At 61.2% G+C, this 16,697-nt stretch carries 18 protein-coding genes and 2 tRNA genes; 8 read left to right on the top strand and 12 right to left on the bottom strand.

All coding sequences use genetic code 11. The features are described from left to right. The 6 genes from KBY49_RS05550 to KBY49_RS05575 are packed head-to-tail and all read right to left on the bottom strand — an operon-like array spanning nt 1 to nt 5,930. Nucleotides 1–1,545 carry a GMC oxidoreductase gene (locus KBY49_RS05550; protein WP_254933736.1) on the bottom strand — a complete coding sequence of 515 codons (1,545 nt, stop codon included), beginning with the start codon at nt 1,543–1,545 and terminating at the stop codon, nt 1–3. A 43-nt stretch (nt 1,546–1,588) separates the two neighbouring features. Further along, nucleotides 1,589–2,191 (bottom strand): heme-copper oxidase subunit III, encoded by a 603-nt coding sequence (locus KBY49_RS05555; protein WP_254933737.1) that lies wholly within the window; start codon nt 2,189–2,191, stop codon nt 1,589–1,591. Nucleotides 2,192–2,194: 3 nt separating this feature from the next. After that, on the bottom strand, nt 2,195–3,862 hold the full coding sequence (locus tag KBY49_RS05560; protein ID WP_254933738.1) for a cbb3-type cytochrome c oxidase subunit I: 1,668 nt from the start codon (nt 3,860–3,862) through the stop codon (nt 2,195–2,197). A 3-nt stretch (nt 3,863–3,865) separates the two neighbouring features. Next, the gene (locus KBY49_RS05565; protein ID WP_315856998.1) at nt 3,866–4,762 is read right to left on the bottom strand and encodes a cytochrome c oxidase subunit II; all 897 of its coding nucleotides are present in this window, start codon (nt 4,760–4,762) and stop codon (nt 3,866–3,868) included. 47 nt (nt 4,763–4,809) lie between these two features. After that, on the bottom strand, nt 4,810–5,433 hold the full coding sequence (locus KBY49_RS05570) for a DUF2231 domain-containing protein (RefSeq protein WP_254933740.1): 624 nt from the start codon (nt 5,431–5,433) through the stop codon (nt 4,810–4,812). Then, entirely contained in the window at nt 5,433–5,930 is a 498-nt protein-coding gene (locus KBY49_RS05575; RefSeq protein WP_254933741.1) for a DUF2231 domain-containing protein, read from the bottom strand. Before KBY49_RS05575 ends, KBY49_RS05570 begins: the two co-directional genes overlap by 1 nt. Before the next feature lie 151 nt (nt 5,931–6,081). On the opposite strand from KBY49_RS05575, the gene KBY49_RS05580 reads away from it, so the two are divergent. Beyond that, nucleotides 6,082–6,606, top strand: coding sequence for an HdeD family acid-resistance protein (locus KBY49_RS05580; protein WP_254933742.1), 525 nt, complete (start codon nt 6,082–6,084; stop codon nt 6,604–6,606). Between the two features lie 5 nt (nt 6,607–6,611). Here KBY49_RS05580 and ggt read toward each other — a convergent pair whose 3' ends face one another. Continuing rightward, complete coding sequence (gene ggt, locus KBY49_RS05585) at nt 6,612–8,465, bottom strand: gamma-glutamyltransferase (RefSeq protein WP_254933743.1); 1,854 nt, start codon at nt 8,463–8,465, stop codon at nt 6,612–6,614. Nucleotides 8,466–8,467: 2 nt separating this feature from the next. Beyond that, nucleotides 8,468–8,959, bottom strand: coding sequence for a YajQ family cyclic di-GMP-binding protein (locus KBY49_RS05590; protein ID WP_254933744.1), 492 nt, complete (start codon nt 8,957–8,959; stop codon nt 8,468–8,470). 63 nt (nt 8,960–9,022) lie between these two features. Here KBY49_RS05590 and KBY49_RS05595 point away from each other — a divergent pair, with 63 nt between their 5' ends. Further along, a complete protein-coding gene (locus tag KBY49_RS05595; RefSeq protein WP_254934037.1) occupies nt 9,023–9,460 on the top strand; it encodes an MAPEG family protein in 438 nt (145 codons plus the stop codon). 14 nt (nt 9,461–9,474) lie between these two features. Here KBY49_RS05595 and KBY49_RS05600 read toward each other — a convergent pair whose 3' ends face one another. Both KBY49_RS05600 and KBY49_RS05605 read right to left on the bottom strand, forming a co-directional pair. Beyond that, on the bottom strand, nt 9,475–9,987 hold the full coding sequence (locus tag KBY49_RS05600; RefSeq protein WP_254933745.1) for a DNA-protecting protein DprA: 513 nt from the start codon (nt 9,985–9,987) through the stop codon (nt 9,475–9,477). A 36-nt stretch (nt 9,988–10,023) separates the two neighbouring features. Continuing rightward, a complete protein-coding gene (locus KBY49_RS05605) occupies nt 10,024–11,097 on the bottom strand; it encodes a phosphotransacetylase family protein (RefSeq protein ID WP_254933746.1) in 1,074 nt (357 codons plus the stop codon). A 129-nt stretch (nt 11,098–11,226) separates the two neighbouring features. On the opposite strand from KBY49_RS05605, the gene KBY49_RS05610 reads away from it, so the two are divergent. Continuing rightward, nucleotides 11,227–11,943: an SDR family NAD(P)-dependent oxidoreductase gene (locus KBY49_RS05610; RefSeq protein ID WP_254933747.1), complete on the top strand. Its 717-nt coding sequence runs from the start codon at nt 11,227–11,229 to the stop codon at nt 11,941–11,943. 4 nt (nt 11,944–11,947) lie between these two features. On the opposite strand, the gene map is transcribed toward KBY49_RS05610, so the two are convergent. Beyond that, nucleotides 11,948–12,808 carry a type I methionyl aminopeptidase gene (map, locus tag KBY49_RS05615; RefSeq protein WP_254933748.1) on the bottom strand — a complete coding sequence of 287 codons (861 nt, stop codon included), beginning with the start codon at nt 12,806–12,808 and terminating at the stop codon, nt 11,948–11,950. Between the two features lie 131 nt (nt 12,809–12,939). Here map and rplS point away from each other — a divergent pair, with 131 nt between their 5' ends. The 5 genes from rplS to gltX all read left to right on the top strand — a co-directional run bounded on the left by rplS (nt 12,940) and on the right by gltX (nt 15,456). After that, the gene (rplS, locus tag KBY49_RS05620; RefSeq protein ID WP_254933749.1) at nt 12,940–13,437 is read left to right on the top strand and encodes a 50S ribosomal protein L19; all 498 of its coding nucleotides are present in this window, start codon (nt 12,940–12,942) and stop codon (nt 13,435–13,437) included. A gap of 62 nt (nt 13,438–13,499) precedes the next feature. Further along, nucleotides 13,500–13,572 (top strand) — tRNA-Trp (locus tag KBY49_RS05625). Between the two features lie 36 nt (nt 13,573–13,608). Next, entirely contained in the window at nt 13,609–13,797 is a 189-nt protein-coding gene (locus KBY49_RS05630) for a hyperconserved protein Hcp (protein ID WP_006043540.1), read from the top strand. 118 nt (nt 13,798–13,915) lie between these two features. After that, nucleotides 13,916–13,989, top strand: a tRNA-Asp gene (locus tag KBY49_RS05635). Nucleotides 13,990–14,013: 24 nt separating this feature from the next. Further along, a complete protein-coding gene (gene gltX, locus KBY49_RS05640; RefSeq protein WP_254933750.1) occupies nt 14,014–15,456 on the top strand; it encodes a glutamate--tRNA ligase in 1,443 nt (480 codons plus the stop codon). Here gltX and KBY49_RS05645 read toward each other — a convergent pair. Beyond that, complete coding sequence (locus KBY49_RS05645; protein WP_254933751.1) at nt 15,388–16,641, bottom strand: cation:proton antiporter; 1,254 nt, start codon at nt 16,639–16,641, stop codon at nt 15,388–15,390. The two genes, gltX and KBY49_RS05645, sit on opposite strands and share 69 nt — an antisense overlap. Nucleotides 16,642–16,697: the final 56 nt, after the last annotated feature.

Below are 16,697 nucleotides of genomic sequence, written 5' to 3' on the forward strand. Positions count from 1 at the left end.
TTAGGATTTGAAAAGGGAAGCCTTCAGGGATTCAGCTATACGCATGGCATTGGCGATGACCGTGAGGCCAGGCCCCACCGCAGGGCAACTGGGGAAGAGGCTGGCATCAGCAATAGTGAGGTTGGCTAGTTCATGGCAGCGGCCGTCGAGGCCAACAACGGCAGTGGCCGGGTTATCTCCCATTCGGCAGGTGCCACAGGCGTAGCCCACCGCCGAAAGGGGAGCCTCACCACGGGGATGGGTGGGAGCCGCACTAACCACATGGGTGAGGGGATCTGCCTCCACCTCCTTGAGGGTGTCGATCCAGCGGTAGATCAGACGGTCATGGGCCTCACGGTTGTTGTGCACATAGTTGAGCTGGATACGATCACCGCGCAGGCTGACCCGGTTGTGGCGATCCGGCAACACTGGGCTGAGGGCCCACCAGGTAACTGAACGGGCTGCCAGCTGCTCGAGGCCCATGTTGGGTAGCAACTTGGTAACCAGGGAGAGCACCGGCGGCGATTCCGCAAACAGGGCATCCTGCAGAACTCCGCCCCCGTTCTGGATTGAACCCAGGGGGAAGCTCACATTTTTGTCACCCCAGAGGTAGTCGTTTACACCCAAACTGCGGGGGTAGCGGCCGTTATTTGGCTTTGCCGCCAGCTGAATAATTGAAGTGAGCTGGGGATGCATAAGGTTGCGACCCACCTGGTCTGAACCATTGGCCAATCCCCGGGGATGCTGGTCGCTGGCGGAGCGCAACAAAATCGCCGCCGTATTGATGGCACCAGCCGCCAACACCACCTGATGCCCCTGAAAGAGCCAGCTCTGGCCATCAATCAGGGCCTCCACACCCCGCACCTCATTACCGCTGGGGTTGACATGGAGGGAGCGCACATCGGCGCCCGTTCGAATCGTGATTGCCCCATCCTGCCCTTGGGAACCAGGGCCAGATCGGGCCAGGTCAACCCCAAAAAGCTCGGCATCACCAGAGGGATCCTGGGGCGAATCAGACCAACTAATTGGCAGGTCATAGGGATTGGTGCCATGGCGCTGCAGCGCCGAGCGCAGCTCCTCCATGAAGGGCTCAATCGGCTTTGGCGCCTGGGCAAAGTCGTGGCTGCGGGCCGGTTCGGTCGGATCAATTCCGGCACGGCCATGCACGCAATAACGTGCCTCGGCCTGCCAGTACCAGGGGGCCAGGTCGTCGTAGGTCAGTCCCCAGGCAGGGGCATGACTTGCCTGCAGAGCAAGCCCGCCAAACTCCCGCTCCCGCATCCGCTCAAGCACCCCACCCCAAATCTTGGTGTTACCGCCAAGGGCATAGATGGCCTGGGGGGAAAAGGGATCCCCATCGGTGCCAAACCACTGCTCCTTCGGGTGGTAACGATCCTTTCTAAAAAGGCCCACATCGGCCACGTTTTGATCCTCGGCAGGCATTTGCCCACCCCGCTCCAAAAGCAAGACCTTGAGACCGGAGCCCACCAATTGGGCAACGAAGGTGCCCCCGGCAGCACCGCTGCCAACCACGATCACGTCATAGCTGATGTCGTCGATAATCACGTCAAATTACCTCCGGTGGTTTGGGCTAGGGAAAGGATCAAAATCATTGCCACAAATAGATCAAGATAAATAGAACAATCCAGATCACATCAACAAAATGCCAGAAAAGCGAAGTGGCTTCTACCCCCTGCTCACCTTTTTCGTAGTTTCCAGGTAGAAAAGATTTGACCAACATCAGACCCATCAAGCCAATGCCCGTGGCAACGTGCAGGCCGTGGAAACCAGTAAGCAAGTAGAAGGTGCCACCGAAGGTGCCGGAGGTAAACCCAAACTCCAGCCCACTCCACTCCACGTACTGGCCGTAGAGGAAATAGGCCCCCATGGCCATGGACAAAAGCCAAAAACCGCGGAAGAGGGCAAGATTTTCCTTGGCCTTAAAACGCTCTGCCAAGTAGATGGTGCCACTACTTGAAACCAAAACGATTGTATTTATCAAGGGCATGTGCACATCCAGCCCCGCCACCCCGGGCGGCAACCAGTTCAGGGCACTGGTTTTCAACACTGCATAACCGCTAAAGAAAGCCAGGAAAATTACGCTCTCGGAGCACAGAAAAATAATAAAGCCCGTCAGATTATGCTTTTTCTCGTCATGGGGCTGGGGTTGGGGCTCGACAATTAGGGAGCTTGGCGGTGTAGTGAAAGTCATTGCTTAGTTCTCCTTGAGGGCCTGTTCGTAGGCCGCCTGGTTTTCCACCAGCGGCAGCCCACTGCCATAGCCATAGGGGCGGGAAATAACAGTGGGCACAAAGTCGCCAAAGTTGTCTTCATGGGGAGGGGAAGGCAACAGCCACTCAAGGCCAATGGCATTCCAAGGATTGGCGGGGGCCTTTTCTCCCCGAACCCAGGAGCTAATCATGTTGAGAAGGAAGGGAATAATCGAAACCCCCAGCAGGAAGGCCCCCAGGCTGGCGAGCACGTTCCAGAAGGCAAACTCCGGGTCGTAGGAAGAAACCCTCCTGGGCATACCCATCAAACCGAGGGGATGCATGGGCAGAAAATTGAGGTTTGCGCCAATGAAGGTCAGGGCAAAGTGCAGCTTGCCCAGCCCTTCGTAGGGCATGCGGCCCGTGAACTTGGGAAACCAGTGGTAGATGGCGGCGAAAATGCCCATAACGGCGGCGCCATAGATCACGTAGTGGAAGTGACCAACCACGAAATAGGTATTACTTACGTGGATGTCGATCGGCACTGTGGCCAGCATGATCCCGGTGATACCGGCAAAAACAAAATTAAATAAGCCCCCCAGACAAAACAACATTGGCGTCGTTAGGCGAAGCTTGCCTCGCCAAATAGTGCCAAGCCAAGCAAAAACTTTCACCCCCGTTGGCACGGCGATCAACATCGTGGAGAACATGAAGAAGTTGCGCATCCACTGGGCCACCCCACTGGGGAAAATGTGGTGAACCCAAACAATCAGCCCCAGGAAGTCGATAATGAAAGAAGCCAACGCCACGTAAACGTAGCCGAATAGGGGCTTGCGAGAGTAAACGGGGAAAAGCTCGGAAAAGATTCCGAATACGGGCAGAATGATTACATAGACAGCAGGGTGGGAATAGAACCAAAAGAAGTGCTGGTAAAGCACTGGGTCTCCACCACCCTCGGCCCGGTAAAAGCTTGTGCCAAAACTGAGGTCCATCAACAACATCAGCGCCCCGCCCGTGAGGGCAGGCAGGCCCACAAGTTGCAGACATTGGGCCGCAAGGGCTGTCCAGCAAAAAATAGGCATCTTGAACAGACCCATCCCCGGAGCCCGCATCCTCAAGATTGTGGTCACAAAATTAATGGCGCCCATGATCGAGGAGACGCCAGACAGGGCAACGGCCGTAATCCAAAGGCCCTGGCCATTGACGAACGTGCCAATGGGGTTCTGGATACTTACGGGCGGAAATGACCACCAGCCCGAATAGGCAGGGCCGCCAGGTACGAAAAAGCTGGAAATAAGTAGGGTGCCAAAAATTGGCACCAGCCAAAAAGCCACCGCGTTCAGCCTGGGGAAGGCCATGTCCGGTGCCCCAATCATCGTTGGGATCAATAGGTTGTTGAGACCATTGAGCACGGGGAAAATGAACAGGAACAACATGATTGTTCCGTGCATCGTGTAGATGCCGTTGTATACGGACCTATCAACCAGGTCGGATGCCGGGGTGATCAGCTCACCACGAATAATCATGGCCAGCAGGCCACCGATTAGGAAATAGAAGAAGGCCAGCACGATGTACTGGATGCCAATGACCTTCGCGTCGGTGTTAAAGCTGAAGTAGCGCTTCCAGGAACCCTGCTCAGGCTGAAAATTTTCGCTAAATGTTGCTGAGGTCATGGGTCAGGCGTCGTGCGGCAGGGTGTTGGAGCCAGGAACATTCACTTGGGGAGGTGGGGCAGGCGGCACGGTTGCCCAGCCTGGATTTTTAAGCTTTTTGCGGGCCTCATACTGGCCGACGGCATCACTTAGGCCCGGCTGCAGTGGCTGGGTTGCAGCATTCTTAAGCCAGGCCTTATAGGTCTCTTCACTTTCCACCACCACATCCGCCTGGTTAGCGGCAAACCAGGTGCCACTGAATTGGGAATCCCTGAGGCGATAGCGACCTTCCCGGGTTGGGGTGATATTGAAATTAATGGCCCGGCCAGGAATTAGATCTTGCTTTAGGCGAAAAGCGGGGATAAAGAAACCATGGATCACGTCTTCCGATACCAGACGCAGGGTCACCGGCTGATCAACGGCCAAATGCAGTTCGCTGGATGAGACATGGTCCTGGGGATAGCGGAATTCCCAAGACCATTGCCTGGAGATCACCTCGACCTGCTCCGTGGGCAAGCGATCTCCTGCAAAGCCCCCCTGCTCTTCCCTCGCATCGGCCATGTGGATGTGCTCCATGGGGCCAAGCACTCCCAAGGTGGTGTTAACCCGCATGGCATAGACCGCAATGGCCATAACCACCACCAGCGGAATCACCGTCCAAATCACCTCTAGCCGGGTGTTGCCCTCAATCGGCACCGCATCGCTCTCGTCGTACTTATCGGCGCGGTGCATCACCACCACCCAAAGCATTACGGCAACCACGGCGCCAAATACAAAGGTGCCGAGGGCGGTCTCAAAGCTGAACAGGCCATCCACCAGCGGGGCGGCGGTGGAGGCCTGGACGGGCATCCAGTGGTAAGCCTGTTGGCCCATCCACCAGCTTGCTGCCACCAGGGCCACAACGGAGATGGCCAAAGCCACCAACTCTGGCTTCGTTATCGGGGAAGACTTGGGTCCGCTGGGGTTGGTCATGGCAGGGCCTCCTTGAGATCTGCACCGGCCGCCAGCAACTGATCAGCGGTGATGTGCACGCCAAATTCGGCGGCCAGTTCGGCACCAAGCGTGCCGTGTAAGCCAATGACCAAAAACATCCCCATGCCCACGAGCAGATAGAGCCACTGGACCTGGCGGCCCATGTCCTTGCGCCAAACAAACCTTTGATAGCCCCGCCAAACCGTCATGGCGATGATCACCAACAGGATCAGCACGCCACCCACTCCATGCCAAAGCATGGTTTCCATGCTTTGCAAGCCGATCGAACTGGTCACCCCGGGCAGGGGCACCGCCAGGAGCATCTCAAAGAAACCGGCCGCCACGGTAAAAAAACTAAAAATGGCGCAGGCCAGCAGGTTGTACCAACCCACATCGTGGAAACCCTGGCGGGTAATGGGCAGGGCCAGGAAGCGAAACACCCGCTTCTCAACCGGATATAGGGCCCCGGCAATATCAAAGGCAACTGCAATTACAAACAAACCAATGGTGAGGTGCACCAGGTTGGGATGGATCGGCAGGCTGTAGGGCAAGCCATTGGCCCCGAGGTCACCGGCAAGCTGGTGAATGGGGGAATCGGTGGGGATAAAGGAGCTGGCCATCACACCAAACCTGCCCGCATCGCCTCAACCACCTTGACGGTGTGGAGACCGTAGACCCAAATCAATTGGTTGCCCAGGCTCACCTGCAGCACGATCAGGGCACTCAGCAGTCCGCCGGCCCCGAGGAAACTCAAGGGCAATTGCTGGGGGTCCCGGCTGCGAATCACGTATCTCCAGGCCGACATCAGCGACAAAACTCCCGCCAGCGACCAGCCGATCGTGGTGTGCAAGTTGAGAATTTCGCTGGATTTGCCATAGGGATCGGCGAGTCCGGCCTCCACCTGGCCAAAAATGATTGCCACAAAGATGGCCGTGGTGGCAAATAGCAAATTCCAGAAGCTGACTTCAAAAAGAGCCGGCTTCTTTGCCAAGGTGCCAATCAGATCGAAAACGAAGGCGATCAACCCCATCGCGATAACAAAGTGCACCACGATTGGATGGAGGGTATCCATCCAGGGCAGGTTGTGGTCGTTGAGCGGTGGTAAAAACTCGAGCATGGAAGCCCTGATCCATCCAGACCAAATAATGGCCGAAGCGATCAGGGACCCCGCCGGTATGTGAAGTTCTGCCCTGTAAATGTGCTCATTCGCCCATGCAACCCTGGCCCCGTGGGTTGCCCCTAAGCTCGCCACCAATTGCCCTTAATTGGTGTCCGTTCCTGCTTCACCCGCCCTGCGCTGGCTGACCGCCGCCCTGCTGTTTGCCGCGGCCGGTCTCTCGATCGCCCTGCCGTTTGTTTCGGCAACGCTGCTGACGATTGCCATTGGCGCGGTGGCAACCGTCGCAGGGGTATCGCAAATCCTGCGTCTGACCGGCGAAGGCGATGCCAAAGCAAAGCTTTTTCGGCTCCTATCTGGCCTGCTCTACGTGGGCGGCGGCATTTGGGTTTTGGCCTTCCCGATCGATAGCGAGGTGAGCCTCACCCTGTTTGTGGGCTTCCTGCTGGCCTTCGAAGGGGTGATGGAATTGGCCGCCTCAGCCACCGGCCAAGGGGCGGCGCGGGGCTTGGTGCTGGTCGACGGCATCGTCACCGCGATCCTGGGGGTAATGCTGATCGCCGAATGGCCGAGCGACAGCATCTGGGCCGTTGGCATGCTTTTTGGCATTGGCATGGCCTTCTCCGCCATCAACCTGCTTACCGCCCCTAGCCAGCCGACCGGATCGGCCAGCTAGGCCATTCATTCAGCCACCGCAGCCGCATCCAGGCGCCTGGGATCTGCCACCCCCAGGCTGCCGGCCCAGCGCCCCTGCTGCCGTGGCAAGGCCTCAACACTGTTGGCCGAGCCCATTGCCTGGCCCTGCTCCAGCAGGTGGCCCATCGCCTTGAGTAGGTGCTGGGTGTCTGGGCTGATGCCCTGTTCGATGTTGATTTGGTCGGGCCAGAGCTGGCTGTGGATGCGGGGTGCGGCCACCGCCGAGGCCAGGTTCAGGCCATGCACGATCCGATTTAGGAGCACCTGCAGCACGGTGCTGATGATGCGGCTGCCGCCCGGGCTTCCCGTGGCAAACCAGGGGCTGCCATCAGGGCGCAACACCAGGGTGGGGGTCATCGAACTCAAGGGTCTGCGGCCCGGGGCCACCAAATTGGCCATCCCCTGCACCAATCCATAGGCGTTGGCAGTGCCGGCTTTGAAGCTGAAATCATCCATTTCATTGTTGAGCAAGAATCCCGCTCCTGGCACGCTCACCCCATTGCCATAGGCGAAGTTCAAGGTGGTGGTGGTGGCCACAAGCCCCCCCTGGCTATCCACCACCGAAAGGTGGGTGGTGTTGGTGCCGCCGGTCACCCCACTGGCACCCTTGGCAAGCTCAAGGGCCGGCCGATGGCGCCTGGTATTGATTGATTGGCGGAGCTGGTCGGCGTAGCTCCGGCTGAGCAGGCGTTCCAGGGGGATTGGGATCTGATCTGGATCGCCGAGCCATTGGTTGCGGTCGCGGTAGGCGAGGTTCAACGCCTCGACCATGGTGTGGATGGTGGCGGCGCTATTGAGGCCAGGGGCGGCCAAATCGAGGGGCTCCAGAATTTGCAGCAACAGCAGCAAGGTGACTCCACCGCCGCTGGGGGGAGGCATGGTGACCACCGGCGAGCCCCGAAACTGGCCCACCAAGGGGCGCCGTAACTGGGCCCGGTAGCGATCCAGGTCGAGCTGGCTAATTAGGCCGCCGCGGCTGCGCATAAGTTGCACCAGGGCGGAGCCGGTGGGCCCCTGGTAGAAGCCCCGCTCCCCCGCCAGGGCGATGCGCCGAAGGCTGGTGGCCAGCAGTTGCTGGCGCAGGATTTCCCCCGGGCGATAGGGGATGGGCGATCCGCCAGGCCGGGCCGGGGGGTGGAAAAAGATGCGGCGCGAGAGCTGGTCGGCCTGGAGCAAGGGTGCCGCCTGCGCCAGGGAATCGGCCAGGGCCTTACCCACGGGGAAGCCCTGGTCTGCCAGGCGAATGGCCGGTGCCATTACGGCGGCCAAGGGCAGGCGGCCGTAGCAGCGCTGGCTCAACAACAGGCCCGCGGGAGTACCTGGCACCCCGGTACTGAGCAGGCTGCGGCTGGTCCGTTGCCGATCGACACTGCCATCGGCCTTCAGGAATAGGTGGGGCTGGGCCGCCAGGGGGGCCGTCTCGCGAAAATCGACGGCCACTGCGGTGCCCTTGCCCACAGGAACCTCCGGATTGGCCGCCGCCAAACAACCCCGCCGCCGGGCCGGCGAGGGGCCGGGCAACCAGGCCACCAGAAAACCGCCCCCGCCCAAATTGCCGGCCTGGGGCAGGGTTACGGCCAGGGCAAAGGAGGTGGCCACGGCTGCATCTACCGCATTACCCCCCTGGCGCAGGATCTGGGCGCCCACCCCGGAGGCGATCAGCTCCTGGCTCGCCACCATGCCCTTGGCCGACCAGATCGGCTGAAAGCGCTGGCCCTGCTCCTGGAGCACATTGGCCTGGGCCGGCAATCCCACACAATTGGCCCCTACAGCCAGGAGCGCAAGGGCCCGAAACCAGCTCCTGCCTTGGCCAGCAACCGTGCTTAGGCCAGGGAGCATGGCTAGCGGTAGTTCTCAAACTGGAGCGGCACGTCCACGTCCTGGCCCTTGAGCAGCTGGATGGCCTGCTGGAGATCGTCCTTGTTTTTGCCTGTCACCCGCAGGCTGTCGCCCTGGATCGCCACGGTGACCTTTTTGAGTTCGTCGCGGACGGTTTTGCTCAGGGATTTAGCCAGTTCCTGGGTGAGGCCCTTGCGCAGCTTGACCACCTGCTTGACCCGGTTGCCGCCAACGGCTTCTGGGGTCTGGAAATCGAAGATTTTGAGCGAGAGATCCCGCTTGGTGGCCTTCTGGCGCAGCACGTCCTCTACGGCCTGCAGAGACATGTCGCTGGCGGTAGTGATCGTGAAGCTGGTTTCCTCCAGCTCTATCTCCGTGCCTGAGTCCTTGAGGTCGTAGCGCTGCCCCACGTCACGGCGCACCTGGTCGAGGGTATTGACCAGCTCCTGGCGATCAAAATCGCTCACCACGTCGAAGGAATAGGTATCGGCCATCGCGGCTCTCACATCCGGGTATGGCCCCAGCCTAGAAAAGAGCCCAACAAGCCCTTGCAAGCCATGGAGAACATCGCCCTAGCCCCCTATGCCTGGTCCCTGGTGCTGGCGGGGGCAGTGGTTGTTTTGAGCGTGGTGCCCCTGGGCGCTGGCCGCTCCAAGGCCGATTTCAGCATGGCTGATTTGGCCGCCCCCAGGGCGATGTTTGAACGGCTACCCGCCTGGGGGAAACGGGCCGCCTGGGCCCACCAAAACAGCTTTGAGGCCTTCGGCCTGCATGCGCCTGCCTGCCTGCTCTGCCTAGTGGCCGGGCCGAATTCGCCCATTGCCAGCGATGCCATCACCATGGCCGCCGCCTGGATTCACCCGGCCCTAAGGCTGGTGTACATCTGTGCCTACGTGGGCAATGTGCCCCCCCTGCGGGGCATGTGCTGGGCCGGTGGCCTGCTCTGCACTGGCCTGCTCTACGTGGGGGGCCTGAGGGCCCTACTGGCGGGCTAGGGCTATCTCGGCCCTCAGTCGAAGAAGAGCAGGGTCACCACCTTGCCCATGTCTTCGGCGGAGCGGCAACTGGCCAAGAGGGTTTCGCTGTCGTGGAAGGCGTAGCAAATCAACTGGTCACACCTGCTGATGATGTCCTGGTTGCAGAGGCTGCTGGCTATCGGCAGGGGCAGGTCGTCGTGTTCGGGCTTCTCCACTAGGTGGAGCACCTTTTCCAGCTGGTCGCGGGATTCCCCAGGCTGGCGGTCGAGGCTTTGGGGCAACAGAACCGTCAGCCGGCTGGGCTCCACATCGAGCACGCTGCGGATTACGGCTGAATTGACCCCCTGGGCGCCGGAGGTCATCAGGTTGTGACCCTCCTGGGCCAGGGAGCGGGCCACCAGTTCCACAAGGTGAATCGCCACCACGGGCACATGGCGACTGCCAAGAATCGCAATGCGGCGCTTGCCCCGGTCCTGGAGCATGGCCAGCTCTTGGGCCAGGGTATCGATCCGCTCAAGTCCCGGAAGATCTATGGATCGGGTCACCAATAGACCGCAGTCTGCCCATTGAAACTAGCAGTCTCAGGCAGCTTTTGCGCCCAGCCCCAGCTGGCCAAACAGGGGCGAGAAATCACAGTGCTCCTCCACTAGGCGGAAGGCATAGGTGGCCTTGACAGCCTCATTGAGCCGCACATGGCCAAAGGCCTGCTCGATCACCTCCACGGTTGTGAGGGTGTCGTGGTCGACCTTGAGCAGGGGCACCTCTAGCTCCTCTGCCCGATTCAGTAACTGGGGCAAGGGATCACCAGCACCGGTGAGGATCAGGCACTGGGTGGAGGCCTCGAGGGCCGCCAATTGAATATCCGTGCGATCGGCACCGGTAACCACGGCCATGTTGCGGCGGCGGCGGAAAAATTCCATGGCCGAATTCACATTCATCGCCCCAATCGACAGGGTTTCCACCAGCAGATCCAAGCGATCACTGCAACAGAGCACCTCCGCCTGCAGGCGCCGGGCCAACTCCTCCACCGTGACGCTGCGCAGCAGGGGGCTGCGGGGCATCACGCCCAGCACGGACAAGCCCAACCGCCCCATGGCCGGCACCACCTCCTGGAGCAGGGCCGCCACCCCATCGGGATCCACCCCGTTGAGCACAACCCCCGCCAGGCGGCTGCCCAGCTGGGCCTGGGCGGCCAGAAGCGCCTCGACGCTGGAGCTGTCAGTCCAGGGATGCACCAGCAACACCGGAGCATCGAGCCCTTCTGCCAACTGGGCCAAACCCAGGCCAAACAACAGGCCCTCGTGCAAACTCCCCCCCGCCTCGAGCAGGGTCAAACCGGAAGGGGCAGCTTGAAGCTGCTGACGCAGGGCCGCAAAGCCCGCCCCCGCTTCCAGGTTTGCCGCGATCAGGCGCTGGTGGGCGGTAATGGGTCCCAATTCGTGCAGGGAGGCGATCAGTTGGCCCTCGCCCAGCCCGAGGGTGGTGCCCAGAAAGCTCACATCGGGATCCAGCAGGCCGCCACCGTTGGCCGCAGCCAGGGGCTTGCCAAACCTAACCTCCACCCCCTGCTGCCGCAGCTGGCGGGCCAGCCCCAGCACCACCGCCGACTTGCCGCTGTAGGGCTCACAGGATCCAACCAGCAAGGTGGGCGCCATCTCTCGATCTCGCTGGGCTGTTAGGTGGCCGGCAATTTAGGCGCAGCTGGCACCAAAACGCCTGGGGCAGCAAGGCCGCCCAGAAACCGTTGGAGGTCATGTAAGCCTGAGCGCAGCTTCCATACTGGTTTGTCGCAATCTGGTTCAGCCCCAACCGTGGCGATTACGGGTGCCAGCGGTGCCCTCGGCCAGGCCCTACTGCGGGCCTGGCATCGCCGGGGCGCCCAGCTTGTTGCCCTAACTAGCAGTGACAAGCCCCTGGAGATTTGCGATCAAAAGGGGGTGGCCATTCCCCTTAGGCAGGTGAGCTGGCAGGTGGGCAAGGAGGAGCAGCTGGCTCCCCTGCTGGCAGCGGTCGATGTGCTCGTTTTGAACCACGGAATAAATAGCCATCAAGATCGCAGCCAGGCAGCCACCGCCAGGTGCTTGGAGGTAAACGCTTTGAGCAGCTGGCGCCTGGCCGAACTAATGGCGACCACGGCCAAAAAACCTGGCAAGGAGATTTGGATCAACACCTCAGAGGCGGAAATCCAGCCGGCCGCCAGTCCGCTCTACGAAATTAGCAAGCGCCTTTTGGGTCACCTGATCAGCCTGAGGGCCCTCGATTGGCAGTCAGGCGCCCAACCACTGCGCATCCGCCGGCTGGTCTTGGGTCCATTTCGATCCAACCTGAACCCAATTGGGGTGATGGGGGCAGATTTCGTCGCCAATCAGATACTCAACCAGGCGAATTGGGGCTGCAACCTAATAATTGTGACCCCCAACCCCCTCACCTATCTGTTGATGCCAATCGCCACCATGGGCCGCTGGCTTTACAACTCCGTATTCACAAAATCAAGTTTTTAAGCTCCTAAAAATCGCGGTCAGTGAGGATTTCGCAGCCATCACTGGTGACGGCGACGGTGTGCTCCCACTGGGCCGAAAGGCTGCCATCCTTGGTTACCACGGTCCAGCGATCCTTGAGGGTGCGACAGGCCTTGCTGCCCGCATTGAGGATCGGCTCCACCGCCAGGGTCATGCCGGACCGGAGGGTCATGTTGGGCAGGTCGCGGGTGCGGAAATTAAATACGGAGGGCTCCTCATGGAGGTTGCGGCCCACCCCGTGGCCCGTGTAGTCCTCCACCACCGCATAGCCATGGGCCTCCACATGGTCTTGAACGGCACCGGCGATGTCGAGCAGGGTGTTGCCCGCCTTGATCTTGGCCAAGCCCTTCATCAAGGATTCCTGGGCCACCCGGCTGAGGCGCTGGGCCTCCTCACTGGCCCCTTCCCCCACACAAATACTGATGCAGCTATCGCCGTGGTAGCCATCGAAATAGGCACCTGTGTCCACCTTCACCAGGTCGCCGGCCTTGATCACCCGCTTGCTGTTGGGAATTCCATGGACCACTTCGTTGTTGATGCTGGCGCAGATGCTTGCAGGGAAGCCGTGGTAACCCATGAAGCTTGGGGTTGCCCCCATCTCCCGGATCCGGCGCTCGGCATGGCGATCCAGGTCGCCGGTGGTCATCCCAGGGGCAGCGAGGTCCATAATTTCGCGCAACACCGTGGCGACGATGCGACTGGCCCGGCGCATGGTTTCCAGCTCGCGGGCCGATTTGATCTCCACACCGCGGCGGCCCTTTTGGATGCGGGGGCCCGTTTCCAAAGCTTGGGCTTGGGGGGCCTTGCGCTCCTTAGTGCTCGCCAGCAGGTCGGCAAAGAGGTTCATGCGGCCGCCAGCTATCAGCGTTTCAAGAGCTTTCAAGCTACCAACTGCGGGCCGCCCATGGGAGGGCGGCTGGGGGGAGCTGGCACTTGAGCCGGTACACTGACTCTTTGGCCAGGCGTAGCGGAGCTGAGATGGCAACGGATTCGAACGAAGTAAACGACAGCTCGGAAGTGCTGGAAGCCCCAGAAGAGGGCGCTGTTTCTGCAGGAACTGCAACCGCAGAGGCCAAAACAGCTGTGGCCACTGCGGCACCAAAGCCAACCACTGGCAAGATGAGCGCCTACGAAATGATTCGCGCCTTCGAGGCCGGGCAACTCAAGAGCGGTCTACCCGAGATCTACGTGGGCGACACCGTCAAGGTGGGTGTGCGGATTCGGGAAGGCACCAAGGAGCGGGTCCAGCCCTACGAGGGCGTGGTCATAGCCAAGCGCCACGGCGGGATGAACGAGACCATCACCGTGCGCAGAATCTTCCAGGGCATTGGCGTGGAGAGGGTTTTCATGCTCCACAGCCCCCAGGTGGCGTCCGTCACCGTGGAGCGCCGCGGTAAGGTGCGCCGGGCGAAGCTCTTTTATCTGCGGGATCGGGTGGGTAAAGCCACACGGGTCAAGCAGCGCTTCGACCGCTAGGTCTCTTTTTAGGCAGACCGCCTTCCCTAAGAGTCCCTCTAGTTAACGGGGGCATCGGCATTGCGCCGTTAGTTCAGTTGGTAGAACGCAGGTCTCCAAAACCTGATGTCGGGGGTTCAAGTCCTCCACGGCGCGTTCGATGCTCCCACTTGCAGTTTCGTGGTTCCGAACATGGAGTTGGATCTACAACCCGGTGATGTGGTCAAGGTGCTCGAATCCGCTGCCCTTGGCTGGGTGCGGGCACGGGTCATCCGGGTTAAATCCGGAGGCCGCGTGGTTGTTCAAAGTGATCAGGGTCGGGAGTTCACCGCCCGGGGCAATCAGGTGCGCCTGATTGAACCGGCCGGCTTCCGCCCCTAGGCCAATCAGCCGTGGCGGCCGGTGCCACCAACCGATCCAATCGGTTGACGATGGGGCCGGCCATCGCGGATACTTCACAAGTCGTCTAGGCGACATCCATCAGGTCAAAAGCCTGCCTGGGACTGTAGTTCAACCGGTTAGAGCACCGCCCTGTCACGGCGGAAGTTGCGGGTTCGAATCCCGTCAGTCCCGTTTACAAATTTCGGAGCTAGGCAGTTGGGTGCTGGGGATTCTGCTGTTCGGGTTCGTCTTGCCCCCAGCCCCACCGGCACCCTGCACATCGGCACGGCTCGGACCGCAGTTTTCAATTGGCTGTTCGCCCGCCACCAAGGCGGCCAATTCCTGCTGAGGATTGAAGACACCGACAAGGAGCGCTCCAAGCCGGAATTCACGGAGAACATCCTCTCCGGGCTGAAATGGCTTGGCCTGCAATGGGATGGCGAGCCGGTAATCCAGAGCGAGCGCATCGCAGCCCATCGGGCAGCGATCCAGCAGCTACTCGACAGCGGCCATGCCTACCGCTGCTACGCCACGGAGCAGGAGCTCGCCGCCATGCGGGAGCAGCAAGCCGCGGCCAAGCAGGCACCCCGCTACGACAACCGCCACCGCGACCTCAGCCCCGAGCAGGAGGCTGCCTTTGTGGCCGAAGGTCGCCAGGCAACGGTGCGCTTCCGCATCGACGACGGGGCCAGCATCGGCTGGACAGACCTGGTGCGGGGCGAAATGCGCTGGGCTGGCAGCGACCTCGGCGGCGACATGGTGGTGGCCCGCCGGGCTCCGGCCGATCAAATTGGCGACCCCCTCTACAACCTGGTGGTGGTCGTAGATGACGCCGCCATGGCGATCACCCACGTGATCCGCGGCGAAGACCACATCGCCAACACCGCCAAGCAACTCCTGCTGTATGGGGCCCTAGGTGCCCAGGCCCCGGTGTTTGCCCACACCCCCCTGATCCTGAATCAGGAGGGCAAAAAACTCTCCAAACGCGATGGGGTCACCTCGATCAGCGACTTCCAGGCCATGGGCTACACCGCTGAGGCTCTGGTCAACTACATGACCCTGCTGGGGTGGTCGCCGCCGGAGGGCATGGATGAGCGCTTCAGCCTGGAGCAGGCTGCCAATGCCTTTGGTTTTGAGCGGGTCAACAGGGCAGGCGCCCGCTTCGATTGGGACAAGCTCAATTGGCTCAACGGCCAGGTGTTGAAGGAGCAGGGTCCCGCTGTCCTGCTGGAACAGCTGCTCCCCCTCTGGCAGGCCAAGGGCTGGGAATTAGACAAAGCAGATAACCAGTGGCAGGCGGATCTCTGTGAGTTAATAGGCCCATCGATGACCCTCTTGGCCGATGGGGTGGCCCAGGCCGAGCCATTTTTTAGTTGCCCGCCCCTCAATGAAGCCGCCCAGGTCCAGCTGGAAAGCGAGGGGGCAAAACCCGTATTGGTTGCCCTGCTAGCCCTCCTACCCCCGGGGGAGCTGGGGTCTGAACAGGCCCAAAAGCTGCTGACGGAGGCGGCGACCAGTGCTGGAGTGAAGAAAGGAGTGGTGATGAAAAGCCTGCGGGCAGCGCTGCTGGGCAGCCTTCAGGGCCCCGACCTACTGGCCACCTGGTTGCTGCTCCACCGCCTTGGCCAGGACCGGGCCCGAATCGAGCGCTGTCTCTGAATCGTCAACCACCAGACCCAGCCGCCTTGCCAACACAGGTGCGGTGAAGCCCTGGATGCCCACGGTGAGCAGGATCGTCAAAAAGACCAGGCCCTTCAGGGCGCCAGCCCCCGGGATCCCGGCTTGATCGAGTTGTAGGGCAAACAAACTCGCCACCGCTGCCGTGACGATCCCCCTAGGGGCGATCCAACTGAGGATCAATTTTTCGCGCCAGGCCAGGGCCGGCAGGCCAATGCCACCGGCCTGGATAACCAGCCAGCGGAACAACATCAAGGCGAACACACAGGCCACCCCGCCCCAGCCCAGGGGGCTCAGTTCACTCCAGGAGAGGTCGGCCGCCAGCAGCGGAAACAGCACCGTGATCGCCAACTGGGCAAGCTGGGCAATCAGCTCATCGAGCTGGCTGGCCTGCTCATCAAGGCGCAAACCCACCACCACCCCAGCACTTACCGCTGCGGGCAGACCCGCCTCGGGCAAAAACACCTGGACACCGCTGACCACCACAAACAGGACGCCCAGGCTTAGTTGCAACTTGAGGGCATCTGCATCGGCGGGCAGGCGCCGCAGCACCTCCACCAACAACAGTCCCCCAAAGGCCCCGACCAGCACACCGCCACCAAGCCGCAGCAGCAACAGGACGGCCACGTCCTGCCAACCGCCCAGATCCCCCAGGGCCAACTGCAGCAACAGCAGGGCCAAGACCGCACCAGCCGGTTCAAGAATCAGGCCCTCTGCCTCCAGCACCTTGCCCAGGCCCGGCAGCAGCCGCATCTGCTTGACCATCGGGGTGACCACCGTGGGGCCGGTAGCCAGGGCAATGGCCCCAAAAACCCAGGCCAGGGGCCAGCTCAGGCCCGCCAATTGGTGGGCAAACCAGGCTCCACCCAGGAGGCCGAGCACTCCACGTACCAAGACCAGTTGCACCACGGTGCGTTGGAGGTCCCGGCCGGCCAGCCTCAAATTGAGTCCGCCATCGAACAGCACCAGGCTCACCAGCAGCCCCACAAGGGGTTCCAAGCCACGGCCCAGGGATTCGGGCTGCACCCAACCGAAGCCGGCTCGACCGACCAAAAGGCCCGTAGCGAGCAGCAAAACCACCGCCGGCAAACCGCTTAGCCGGGCCAGCAATTGGGCCAGGGAGCCGGCAAAGAAGGCCTCTCCCCAGAGCAGCTCCAGGGGCTTCAAGTGGCTAAGGCCCGGGCAAGCAAAGCCCGGGGAGTAGGCCCAACCCAAATAGTGAT

Origin of the sequence: Cyanobium sp. WAJ14-Wanaka (genome assembly GCF_024345375.1) — a bacterium.
Taxonomy (GTDB): Bacteria; Cyanobacteriota; Cyanobacteriia; order PCC-6307; family Cyanobiaceae; genus Cyanobium_A.